Origin of the sequence: Thiomicrorhabdus aquaedulcis (assembly GCF_004001325.1) — a bacterium.
Taxonomy (GTDB): Bacteria; Pseudomonadota; Gammaproteobacteria; order Thiomicrospirales; family Thiomicrospiraceae; genus Thiomicrorhabdus; species Thiomicrorhabdus aquaedulcis.
In genome coordinates this window covers 991,483-1,002,729 of sequence record NZ_AP018722.1, presented here as the reverse complement: position 1 = coordinate 1,002,729, position 11,247 = coordinate 991,483, and the positions used below count along the sequence as shown (strand labels likewise).

At 47.7% G+C, this 11,247-nt stretch carries 11 protein-coding genes, 1 pseudogene and 1 riboswitch; of the genes and pseudogenes, 5 read left to right on the top strand and 7 right to left on the bottom strand.

Annotated features, from left to right (window positions below):
- Window positions 1-19: 19 nt before the first annotated feature.
- On the bottom strand, window positions 20-667 hold the full coding sequence (locus tag EP181_RS04515) for a hypothetical protein (RefSeq protein WP_127470599.1): 648 nt from the start codon (window positions 665-667) through the stop codon (window positions 20-22).
- A gap of 35 nt (window positions 668-702) precedes the next feature.
- Window positions 703-2,193, bottom strand: coding sequence for a cache domain-containing protein (locus tag EP181_RS04510; protein ID WP_127470598.1), 1,491 nt, complete (start codon window positions 2,191-2,193; stop codon window positions 703-705).
- A gap of 345 nt (window positions 2,194-2,538) precedes the next feature.
- Window positions 2,539-2,742, top strand: a riboswitch (cobalamin riboswitch).
- 184 nt (window positions 2,743-2,926) lie between these two features.
- Here EP181_RS04510 and EP181_RS04505 point away from each other — a divergent pair.
- From EP181_RS04505 to cbiB, 5 genes are read left to right on the top strand one after another with little or no spacing between them, the layout of a single operon-like run.
- On the top strand, window positions 2,927-4,909 hold the full coding sequence (locus tag EP181_RS04505; protein WP_127470597.1) for a TonB-dependent receptor: 1,983 nt from the start codon (window positions 2,927-2,929) through the stop codon (window positions 4,907-4,909).
- A 52-nt stretch (window positions 4,910-4,961) separates the two neighbouring features.
- On the top strand, window positions 4,962-5,198 hold the full coding sequence (locus EP181_RS04500) for a hypothetical protein (protein WP_127470596.1): 237 nt from the start codon (window positions 4,962-4,964) through the stop codon (window positions 5,196-5,198).
- Window positions 5,195-5,803, top strand: coding sequence for a cob(I)yrinic acid a,c-diamide adenosyltransferase (gene cobO, locus EP181_RS04495; protein ID WP_127470595.1), 609 nt, complete (start codon window positions 5,195-5,197; stop codon window positions 5,801-5,803). Before EP181_RS04500 ends, cobO begins: the two co-directional genes overlap by 4 nt.
- Complete coding sequence (locus EP181_RS04490) at window positions 5,803-6,891, top strand: aminotransferase class I/II-fold pyridoxal phosphate-dependent enzyme (protein WP_127470594.1); 1,089 nt, start codon at window positions 5,803-5,805, stop codon at window positions 6,889-6,891. The genes cobO and EP181_RS04490 overlap by 1 nt, the downstream gene beginning before the upstream one ends.
- Window positions 6,878-7,819: an adenosylcobinamide-phosphate synthase CbiB gene (gene cbiB, locus EP181_RS04485; protein ID WP_127470593.1), complete on the top strand. Its 942-nt coding sequence runs from the start codon at window positions 6,878-6,880 to the stop codon at window positions 7,817-7,819. Before EP181_RS04490 ends, cbiB begins: the two co-directional genes overlap by 14 nt.
- 195 nt (window positions 7,820-8,014) lie before the next feature.
- On the opposite strand, the gene EP181_RS04480 is transcribed toward cbiB, so the two are convergent.
- The 5 genes and pseudogenes from EP181_RS04480 to EP181_RS12295 all read right to left on the bottom strand — a co-directional run bounded on the left by EP181_RS04480 (window position 8,015) and on the right by EP181_RS12295 (window position 11,236).
- Window positions 8,015-8,224: a hypothetical protein gene (locus EP181_RS04480; protein WP_127470592.1), complete on the bottom strand. Its 210-nt coding sequence runs from the start codon at window positions 8,222-8,224 to the stop codon at window positions 8,015-8,017.
- A 103-nt stretch (window positions 8,225-8,327) separates the two neighbouring features.
- Window positions 8,328-9,970: pseudogene (locus tag EP181_RS04475) on the bottom strand (formate--tetrahydrofolate ligase).
- A gap of 83 nt (window positions 9,971-10,053) precedes the next feature.
- Complete coding sequence (locus EP181_RS12305; protein WP_232023520.1) at window positions 10,054-10,191, bottom strand: hypothetical protein; 138 nt, start codon at window positions 10,189-10,191, stop codon at window positions 10,054-10,056.
- Entirely contained in the window at window positions 10,155-10,496 is a 342-nt protein-coding gene (locus EP181_RS12300) for a heterodisulfide reductase-related iron-sulfur binding cluster (RefSeq protein ID WP_232023519.1), read from the bottom strand. The genes EP181_RS12305 and EP181_RS12300 overlap by 37 nt, the downstream gene beginning before the upstream one ends.
- 80 nt (window positions 10,497-10,576) lie before the next feature.
- A complete protein-coding gene (locus EP181_RS12295; protein ID WP_232023518.1) occupies window positions 10,577-11,236 on the bottom strand; it encodes a 4Fe-4S dicluster domain-containing protein in 660 nt (219 codons plus the stop codon).
- Between the last annotated feature and the right edge of the window lie 11 nt (window positions 11,237-11,247).

Below are 11,247 nucleotides of genomic sequence, written 5' to 3'. Positions count from 1 at the left end.
AAAAGAGATTATATCCACATTAAATGGGCGTAAACACCCAAGCAATCACGTTATTGATGTAACCATCGGTTTGTTTGTATTCGCGGTAACCGTGGCTCATGTGATAACCGACCACGTATTGTTGAAGGATTGATTGTTGATTGCTTAGCGTTTGATCCAGCGCCGCGTGCGTTAAACTCCACGCCAAACTGCCGGATGTTCCGGCCACAAACGCCCCCAACGCGGGTAAACTCATTTTATCGCCCGGCACAAACTGAGCGTTGTTTGACGCCACAATCACCCCTTCTTCGGTCGCCAACACACTAAACGAGGCTTGCTGAATGGCTTGCACTATATAACTTGGTTGCGTATCGTTTAGCATGGCTTTAAATTGCGGCTCACTGTCAAACACTACCGCCACCCCACCGACGTTTTTAACCGTGCCACCCACATACTCTGTACTACCAATGGCCGCGTGATAAATATAGGTGCAACGCTGTTGGTAATAATCGCTTGGCTCAAATTGCGACACCACATACTGCTGGGTTTGGCTTAAGTTAAGGGTGCGTTTTACATCGGCCATCGGGGAAAATACCGACCCTATTAAACCGTTACTTTCGGTTTCGCCCGCATTACTCACCGCTAAAATCACCCCATTGCGATCGTAAATAACCAGTTGACTGTACACGGTGTAAAGCCCGTTAATCTCACTTAAAATGGTGCTTAATCTTGAGTTTGCGCCCTGCTTAACGGCTGGCCTTGCGATTGATAAGTGCTTAAATCGTGTTGGGTGAGCACGGTTCTAAAGCGATTATTCAGCGCCCACCAGCGGCAATCGTTGGCGCGCTCGTACAGATTTCGATCCATCAGTTCGGCGGCTAACGAGGCGCTAAAACGCACTTTATCGTGAATGGTTTTAAGCATCACTTGGTGAATGTGACCAATAAAATCATTAAAAATCAGTTCAATGGCGCGGCTAATGTCCTGAAAACTGTCCAGCACGGGCAAAAACGCTTTGGCGTCTTTTTTAAGCGAAGTCATTTTGCCGTTTAAAATAACAATCAACAGCAACACGCTAACGTGTTGATTGGTCTCTTCTAAATCGCGTAAATACAACATTGAGGCGGGCTCAATGCAGCCGTCTAAACTCTCCAACGCCGTGCCCTGCACAAAGGCGGCCGACTGATTAATCGACACCCGACTGAACCATTCAAGCCCCATAAATCCTTCGTACCCTGCTGCGCGAGCCACGTACTCAAGCGCGCCCTGGGCGTTAAGTTCAACCTCATGTGTAACCGATGGCTTAATTAGGACGTTAGCAGCAAGAGGCTTGCCGGCCAAAACCTCACCTTGTGCGCCCAACAAAGCAAACTCAAACGCTGTATGGCCAATTTCTCGGGCTTGTGCGACGGAGTCTTGCGCATCGTTTTCATGCCCGGCTCGATTGAGCGTGTTAAAAATGGTGTTCACCTCTTGTTCAAATTTAAAGCGCAAACACAAAACGCCCACGGTTTGCCACTGCTCGCCCACCCGACGTTGCACAAGTTTGGCGTAAAACAGGCTGGGTTGCGACCCAAACAAACTGCTTTGGGCATACACTTCGGTGTAGGACGTGTGCCCTTGCAAGGCGTGAGTTACCCAAGGTTCGTGGCAGGTTTTGGCTTGATTGTGATGATTCAGCGTTTGCTGACCCGCGCGGCTTAACTGCGCCAATACCTCACCGTTTGGACTCAGCAGTGCAATGTCGTCGTACACGCTGTATTTGGCGACGTACTCTTCCAAACGGGCTTCAATATGGCGCAACGCGCTTGCTCTTTGTGGTTCATCGGCCGCAGGTTGCTGCGCCATAAACTGCACCAAATCCTCGTCGGCGGCTAAAAATCCTACGTCGGCGGTGCGCTCAAATAAATTGCGATTAAGAATATCAATACTGGCCTGAGCCTTAAGTTTAATTTCGCTGTGTGCTTGGTTTAAATAACGGTTAATGAGCGCCTCCATCATCTGGTCGCGCAACGCCTGAAACGCCTTTTGGGTGTCAACCACCGACACCAACAGTTGCGGGTCAATATTGTCGTTATTGATTTTGCCCACCATGGCCACGGTCGTCCACCATAAATCTTGTTGCTCTAACTGCGCCAAATAGCGTTTAACCTGCGGCAATGCTTGAGCGTATTGCTTAAACCGCTGCACGGTGTCTTGTTGAATGTGGCTCATGTTAAAAACCTTAAATGTAGATAAATAATTTTTGTAGTCAGCACAAAATATGACAATCGTTAAAAGACGTTTAATAACAATCTTTTAAAATTTAAAGAAGCCCATACTGCCCGTGTTTAGAGAAAATAAACGATTATTTTAATAAAAAACACGCTTAAAATGCATGGTTATGGTGCGCCATGCACCATACATAACTAACCCATTGAACTTAATCAAAAAACCGCTACGTAAACAGCAATATAATACGTAAATAAATACGAGTAAACCCTAACAAGACACCGCTAAAAACCATTCACCTGTCAACACCGTTGCACGAGCAGGGGTAGTTTAAATAGGCTCGCTCTCGTATAATCTTGTTTTTTAGGTGCGTTAGCCGCCACGGCGCTAACGTTAAACGGGAAGTTTGGTGTGCAACTCATTGCAAATCCAACGCTGCCCCCGCAACGGTGATAGAGAAAACAGATTATCACGCCATTGGAACATCCGTTCTGAGAAGGCAATCTGAAATCGCTCTTAAGCCCGGATACCGGCCTAAAAACAACCAGGCCTGGTTATTTCTAGGCCAAAACCGATTGCGGTGGGCAATGCGGAGATAAGCCAAATTCACATAGTAAAAGCAAGCGTAAACCCTTGCTTGGTGTGCCCAGTAATTTATCTTACCAGGCCTGGTCAATGACCAGGCCTGTCCGTTTGCCTTCGTTCATTTACCCTTATGAATTGAAGGAAATTTTTTATGAAACTCTCAAAACTTTCTGTGGCTGTTTTAAGCACGTTTAGCGTCACCCTTAACACTTTAGCCAGCACAATGGCGTGCGCCGAAAATAACACCTTATTAGACTCTATTTACGTTTCAGATACCGCCATTGTGGTGGACAATCTGCAAACCCCCTATTCCGCTAAAACTTACACTCGCGCAGACATTCAAGCCAGTGGTGTCAGTTCGATCAGCGACTTTTTAAATCAAAATACCACTGTATCAATTCAACCTGCTTACGGTAACCCACTTGCACCGCTGGTAGACATGCAGGGTTATGGTTCTGAATCAGGGCATGAAAATGTGCAAATCATTGTCGATGGCGTTTCACTCAATAACATTGATTTAGCGCCCCCACAACTAAGCGGTATTGCGCTAAATTCGGTGGAAGAAATTGCTATTATTAAAGGCTCTGGTGCGGTTTTGTACGGCAACGGTGCTACCGCAGGTGCCATTATAATTACCACCAATAAAAACTTTACGGCCACCGAACTTGCCCAGCTGGGCACTTCTTACGGTTCAAACAACACCACGCAACAAACGCTTAATGTTAAAAAAACCACCTCTGTAAATGGTTTTAACCTATTAACCGCTTTAAACGCCGAAGCCTTTCACACCCATGGCAGTAAAGAAATTAACCTGGATGGCACGCGTAACAGCACAGACAACACCAATTTAGCGGGCACGTTTGGGGTACAAAAAGGGGTTAATTCAGCCACGCTTAGCCTTGCCAAAAATCAGTCAGACGTGAACTACCCTGGCTCTATGCCTTTAACAGAGTTTAAACAAAACCCAGACGCCAACACAACAACAGGCAACACCAACCAAACCTACGAAACCACGACCAAAACGTTAACCTTAGCCACCGAATTAAACGCCAATACCAAGTTAAGTTACACGCTTAATCGCTTAGACAAAAACTCAACCTATGTTACTTATGATTCAGCTTTCGACTATGAGCAAACCACCCATAAATTGGATGCTAAAACGCAATTAAACTCGGTATTATTGCAATATGGCTTGTCTAAAGGTGACGCGCAACGGGATGGTCAAAGCACTTTCTCTAATAATCGCACCACACGCAACGACACGGCCGCTTATGGGTTAATGACCGTAGACGTTACTAAACAACTTGTTTTAAGTGCCGGAATGCGCGCACAGCAATTTGATTATCAATACCAAGATGCCACTCAAAAACGTAAGCAAAACGACCATTTACAGGCACACGAACTGGGATTAAATTATTTACTCAGTGCGCACAACTCGGTCTATACGTCTTTTAGCAATGCGTTTTTAGCGCCTAACATCGATCGCTTTTTTAACTTTGGTGGCGCGTTTAATGAATTTATTACCCCCCAACAGTCGCAAACCTTCACGCTTGGATTTAAACATCAACAAAACACTCTAAAACTCACAACCGAGCTGTTTTACGTTGATTTAAGCGATGAGATTTATTACGACTCAAGCACGTTTACCAACACCAATTTAGATAAAAGTCATAAACAAGGCTTAAACGCCGCCATTACCCAACAATTTAACGCCATTACCGCAGGAGCAGACTACACCTACGTTAACGCACTCATTGACCAAGAAGCTGGCAAAGACTATTCAGGCAATCGTTTACCAGGGGTTTCAGAACACACACTAAAACTGTTTGCCCATTACGACTTTACCTCAAACCTTTTTACAACATTGCCCAATCACCGTTTAAAAGTAATGCACAAACAAGGGTCTGACAGTTTTGCGATGTCTGACTTTGACAATGCAAACGGTCAATATCCTGGATACAAAAGCACCGATTTAAGCTACCAAATTGCCAACAAACAGCTCAACATTCAAATAGGGGTCAACAATCTACTGGATGAAGACAATGGACTTTATGTGGCATCAAACACCAGTACAGTAGTCTACCCAACGCAATATGAGCGGTATTATTATGTGTCGGCCAATTACACATTTTAGTTTTACTCAGTCAAAATAACGTGGCTTAACGTGAAGCCTTTGGACGAGTGATGTGCGGCTAAAAAACAGCTTATTAACCATCAAAAAGCTCAAGTTTAGCCGCTTTAAACAACCGTTTACAAACTTACCAGGCCTGGTAACAAGCCAACCGTTTGATTTAAACCAACACCGCGAACAACAACTGGAACGTTTGGCCGACTGTTTTGAAGAACACCTTAAAATCGACACCCTTTTGCAGATTATGCAAAGCATTATCATTAAAACCGCAATTAAAGGAAACAACCTATGACCCCCGAAGAGAAAAAAGCCCATTTTCACAAAGTGCGCATGGAGCGCAAAAAAGCTCAAATTGATGCAGCCATTGCGCGCGCCGACAATGAAAAAGGACTTTTGCTGGTGATTACCGGCAACGGCAAAGGCAAATCCACCTCGGGTTTTGGCATGGTGGCGCGTGCGCTTGGGCACGGCTTAAAAGTGGGCGTTTGTCAGTTTATTAAAAGTCGTACCGACACCGGTGAAGAAGCGTTTTTTAACGCCCAACCTAAGTGCGAATGGCATGTATTGGGCGATGGTTTTACCTGGGACACGCAAGACCGTGCGGGCGATATCGCCACTTCGGAGCGCGGTTGGGAAGTGGCCACCAAGATGCTGACCGACCCCAGTTACGATTTGGTGGTGTTAGACGAGCTCACCTACCTTTTAAGCTACGACTATTTGGATAAAGAGTTAGTCCTTAACACCCTAAGCGAACGCCCAGAGATGCAACATGTGGTGGTAACAGGCCGCTCCGCCATTGCCGAACTGCGCGAGTTGGCCGACACCGTGTCGGACATAAAAGACGAAAAACACGCTTATAAAAGTGGCATTAAAGCCCAAAAAGGCTTTGATCTTTAATGACGTTTGCCCATGATGGTCAACACGGCGGTCAACTTTACGCGCAAGCCGCAAAACAAGGGGTCACCGCCGAAGAGGCCTTGGCAAATTGGCTCGACTTTTCGGCCAGCATTCCGCCGTGGCAGTTTAGTCACAGCCCGCATTTTAATCCGCTTGCGTTACTTCATTATCCAGACTCCAGTCATCGCTTACTCATTGACGCCATACAAACCCGTTTTGAAGTGCCGCCTGACTCAATATCGATATGCAATGGCGTATCCGCAGCAATACACAATTTATTGGCCTATTTACGACCCGAACACACGGTTTTATACACCCCCCTATTTGGCGAGTATGAAGCGGTTGCAAGGGCTTTTGGTTCAAAAATTCACCCTATAAATCGGCTGGATAAAACAACATTCGCACCGCAATCCATCAAACAACTCGCGCAAATTCCCATCCCTAAAAACAGCGTGGTGGTGTGGGTTAATCCTTCTACTCCCGACGGGCATTACACGTCTTTAGCGGCGCTTAAACCTCTGTTGGATTTATGGCGTAAACAGGATTGTTGGGTATTGCTGGATGAATCGTTTTTGCCTTTTATTGGTTTTGAGCCGGGCTTGAGTGGACGGAGTTTGTTGGGGGCTTGGCCTCGTTTAATCGTGTTGCAGTCGTTAACCAAGTTTTATGCGTGCCCCGGTCTACGAGTGGGCACTGTGTTTGCACACTCCGAGTTTTTAGCGCAGTGGCCGCAAGCGCATTGGCCTGTTTCGGCGGTGGATCAGGCTTTGTTGTTGCAACGCATGCTTGAGCCTGGCTTGACCGTACAGAATGTTTTGCTGCTCACGCGTCTTAAATCTGAGTTAATTATGGGTCTTAACCAGGCGTTGTTTGTTGAGCGGGTGTTTCCGGGTCGGGTTAATTTTGTTTTGGTTAAGACGTGTATTAAGGCGAGCTTGATTGTGCGGGCTTTGGCTCAAAACGGGATTTTGGTGCGTGATTGCCAGAGCTTTGGGTTGGGTGATTTTACCTTGCGGGTGGCGGTGAAAGACGAGGCGAGTCAGTGCCGTTTGTTGTCCGCATGGGCTAATTTGCATGCTGTTGTTTGATTCTTTGTTGATTGTCAGCAGTGCCCTTTTGGCGGTGTTATTGGATCGGTTGTGGGGTGAGTTTAAGGGCATTCGTCATCCGGTGGTGTTAATGGGGGATTGGATTGGCTTTTACGAACGTCACTTTTACCGTGCGCATTTTATGGCTGGATTGGGGTTGTTGGTGAGTTTGCTGGCGTTGTGTGTGGCGGTGAGCGTCGCGGTGGTGAGTGCGTTTAACGTGTTACCAGGCCTGGTCAATGCGTTGTTAACCGGGGTGTTGGCTTCGACCTTGTTGGCGCATCGCATGTTGTACGATTCGGTGTGTGCGCTGTTGCACTCTGCCCATAAACAGCAGACCATCGCCCTACTGGTAAGCCGCGACACCCAGGCGTTAAGCGACAGCGAGTGTTTTAAAGCGGGCATTGAGACCTACGCTGAGAACTTAAGCGATGGCTACCTTGCGCCGCTGTTTTGGTTTTTACTGGCGGGCTTGCCAGGCCTGGTCATCTACAAAGCGGTCAACACGTTAGATTCAATGGTCGGCTATCGCACCGCACGTTACGAAGCGTTTGGCAAAGCCAGTGCTAAGCTCGACGATCTACTCAACTGGCTGCCCGCTCGCTTTACTGCGGTGCTGATTAGGCTGTTAAGTGGCACATTAATGTTTTGGGACTTTTATCACACAGGTCGCCAACACGACAGCCCCAACGCAGGACTCCCCATCAGCGCCATGGCTCTGCACTGCCAATGTCAACTGGGAGGCGACACAGTGTACTTTGGAACGCTCAAACCCAAAGCCCACTTTGGAGACCCAAACGACCCAAAACAGATCACAAAACACCACCTGCAAACGGCCTTAAGCCTACGCAATAAAGTGGATGCGGTGGTGGTGCTTGGATTGGGGATGAGTGTGGTTTGGATGGGATGGAGGGTGGTTTTTGGGTGACATGGTGGCTTTTATAAGGTGGCTTTTATAATGGTTTAGAGTCGTTATAAAAGCGACCAGGCCTGGTCATTCTGTTTGAACACCACAAAAACCAGGTCATTGCGGGCTTGACCCGCAATCTATTGCCGTTACGGAGTACCAGGAAGATGCCGTGTCGTGGCACGGCATGACGGTAATAGTGTAGTGACAAACAAATTAACCAGGCCTGGTCATTATGTTTAAACACCACAAAAACCAGGTCATTGCGGGCTTGACCCGCAATCTATTGACGTTACGGAGTACCAGGAAGATGCCGTGTCGTGGCACGGCATGACGGTAGTAGTGTTGTGGCAAACAAACTAACCAGGCCTGGTCATTCTGTTTGAACACCACAAAAACCACGTCATTGCGGGCTTGACGCGCCATCTATTGCATTTTTCCGTATGCAGAGCAGATGCCGTGTCGTGGCACGGCATGACGGTAGTAGTGTCGCGGTAAATAAACTAACCAGCAAGGGGTTTGATGTGTATTAAAACAGACCAGTAATCACGCCGTCGTCCGAAATATCAATTTTTTCGGCGGTGGGCACTTTGGGCAGGCCTGGCATGGTCAGCATATTACCAGCAATGGCGATAATAAAGCCCGCGCCGTTTTCTAACTTGACGTCGCTTATTTCAACAATATGCCCACTGGGCGCACCTTTTAAAGTGGGATCAGTCGAAAACGACATTTGGGTTTTGGCCATGCAAATGGGCAAGTTGCCGTAATTTTCTTGCAATTTGGCCAGCTCACCACGGACTTTGGCGCTGGCGACTATCTCTTTGGCACCGTACAAACGGGTAGCGATGGTTTCAATTTTGTCCCATAACGGCAGCGAATCTTCGTACAAATATTTAAACCCCGGCTCACGATTGTCGACAATCGCCAGCACTTCACGCGCAAGCTCTTCGGCACCTGCGCCACCTTGTGCCCAGTGTTTGGACACCACGCACGGCACGCCTAGCGCTTGGCACTTGCTCATAATTAAGCCGGTTTCGGCGTCGCTGTCAAAGGTAAAGTGGTTAATGCACACCACGGCTGGCAAACCGTAATTAACCGTTACATTGTGTAAGTGGCGCTCTAAATTGGCAAAGCCACTGTCGAGTGCGCTGAGGTTTTCTTGGTTTAAATGGTCTTTGGCTACGCCACCGTGAAACTTTAACGCGCGCACAGTAGCCACAATCACTACGGCAGAGGGCTTTAAATTGGCCGAACGACATTTTATGTTTAAGAATTTTTCGGCACCCAAATCGGCACCAAAACCGGCTTCGGTGACCGCGTAATCGGCTAATTTTAAGGCGGTTTGTGTGGCGGTTACCGAGTTACAACCGTGTGCGATGTTGGCAAAAGGCCCGCCGTGCACGATGGCCAAATTATTCTCTAAGGTTTGCACAATATTGGGTTTAATGGCGTCTTTTAACACCGCCGCCATAGCACCATGCGCTTTTAAATCACTGGCGTAAACGGGGGTAGTACCGTCGGTTTTATAGCCCACGACGATGCGCCCCAACCGTTCTTTTAAGTCGGCACGGTTTACCGCTAGACATAAAATGGCCATCACTTCCGAGGCCACCACAATGTCAAAGCCGTCTTCACGTAAAAAGCCGTTGGCCGGCCCACCTTGCCCCACGGTAATATCGCGCAGAGCTCGGTCGTTCATGTCCACCACACGCTTCCACTTAATGCGGCGCGTGTCTAATCCCAAGGCATTGCCGTGGTGAATGTGGTTATCAATCAGTGCCGACAATAAATTGTGCGCCACGCCAATAGCGTGAAAATCACCGGTAAAATGCAGGTTAATGTCTTCCATCGGCACGACTTGTGAATAGCCGCCGCCGGCGGCACCGCCTTTCATGCCAAAACACGGCCCTAAAGACGGTTCGCGCAGACACATAATGGTCTTTTTACCCAACCGATTAAGCGCATCGCCCAATCCCACGGTGGTGGTGGTTTTACCTTCGCCGGCCGGTGTTGGGCTAATGGCCGTGACTAAAATGAGTTTACCTTGGGTTTTTTATGGGTCAGACTGTCCACATACTCTAACGACAACTTGGCTTTAAAATGCCCATAAGGGTCTAGGTGCTCGGCCGGAATTCCAAACGCCGCGTGTGCGAGGTCAATAATAGGTTTCATATTGGCTTTTTGGGCAATTTCGATATCTGACATAGTGCACATCCTTTGTGTGTAAAGCGTGTGTTCAGCGGGTTTAAGGCGCGTTACAGTAACTCAATCCAATGTTTTACAGGGGTTGTCGTACCATTTTGCAAGTGCATTAAACAGCCAATATTGGCGGTTACAATCACCTGCGGTTGGTCTTTTAATAAATGATTAAGCTTGTTGTCACGCAGTTGCATGGACAACTCTTTTGAAAAATAGAGTAGGTTCCGGCCGAGCCGCAACACAAATGACTGTCCACCACCGGGCTGACCTGAAAGCCTAAAGACACCAAGGTTTTTTCGACCAGGCCTGGTAGCTTTTGACCGTGTTGCAAGGTGCATGGCGATTGAAATACAATTTTTTGCTGGGTATCGCGCTTAAACTGGCTTAAATCTTGGGTGACCAAATACTCCGAAATATCCATGGTCTTTTCAACCACACGCTTGGCCTTTTTGGCGTACAACGGGTCGTGCTTAAGCAGGTGAGCGTACTCTTTAATCATCACCCCACAGCCACTGGTGTTAGAAATAATCGCCTCAACGCCGTGATTTAATTCGTGTGTCCAGGCATCAATATTGCGTTTTATTTTTTTAATGCGTCCTCAGAACCCGACAAATGATGCTCAACCGCACCGCAACATTGCACCTGTGGGGTTTCGATTACACCAATGCCCAATTTATGCAACACATGAATGGTCGCCAAATTTATATTGGGCGCTAAGGCGGGTTGTACACAACCGCTGATTAACAAAACTTGCTTAACATGCGTATGCGCTTTGGCCTGCCGCACTAAAGTTTGTAACGGCTTGTTGACGGTACTGTGCTTAGCCCACGGCCATAAAGTGGTTAGAGTATTAAACAAAAAGGGCGTGGTGAGGGTTTTGCGCAAACCCCAACGGATAAACTGCTGCAAGCGAGGGCGCGGGCTTTTGGCTTCAATAAACTCTCGGCCAATATCCAGCAAGTGGGCGTACTCGACTCCCGACGGACAGGTGGTTTCGCACGAACGGCAGGTTAAGCAACGATCCAGATGGGTTAGAGAATTGGCCGTTACCTCACCGCCTTCTAACGCCTGCTTAATTAAATAAATACGTCCACGCGGCGAATCCAACTCGTCGCCCAATAAGCCGTAGGTTGGGCAGGCCGACAGACAAAAACCGCAATGCACGCATGAACGCAAAATCTTATCGGCGGTTTGGCCGTGGGCGGTTTTTAATAAATCGACAGGAATTTGAGTTTGCATAAGTAAAGGTT